Raw genomic sequence first — 519 nt, forward strand, 5'->3', positions numbered from 1 at the left:
CGCAACGTCGCCAGCGCGGCGCGCGACTGGGCCTGGCGGAAGCGTTCGCGGGCGATGTCGGAGCGGAACGGCAGGGTGGCGAGCGCGAGGATGTCACCGACCACCTGACGCTCGATCTCGCTGGCGCCGTTGCCCGTGATCCGCGAGATCGAGAACACCGGATTGGGCGGCAGGCTCTGCTCGACCAGATCGGTCTCGGCCAGCGCCAGCTCGTTATAGGCGGCTTGCAGTCCCTTGTTGTTGAGCAATGCGATCTGCACGGCGCTGTCGGCGCTCAATGGGCGCGCCAGCAATCGGTGAACGCGCGCCTCCACCGCGCCGGCGCCGTCGGCCGTTCGCACGAAGGCGACGTCCTTGTCGATGGTCCGGCTCGTCAGCTCGGAGACCGCGCTCATGCCGCTGTCGGGCGAGAACGCGGCACAGCCGGAGACGCTGAACGCGGTGAGCACGAGCAGGCCTCGCGCAAAATGGCGTGTCATGGCGCGCTCCTACCGGTCTTGCTTCGGCTGCGGCGCCACC

1 pseudogene is annotated in these 519 nt (G+C 69.2%); it reads right to left on the reverse strand.

From position 1 onward, the window contains the following. Positions 1–479 (reverse strand): annotated as a pseudogene (locus MOV74_RS40125) (TolC family protein); the annotation flags it as partial. Between the last annotated feature and the right edge of the window lie 40 nt (positions 480–519).

Origin of the sequence: Bradyrhizobium sp. SHOUNA76 (genome assembly GCF_023006445.1) — a bacterium.
Lineage (GTDB): Bacteria > Pseudomonadota > Alphaproteobacteria > Rhizobiales > Xanthobacteraceae > Bradyrhizobium.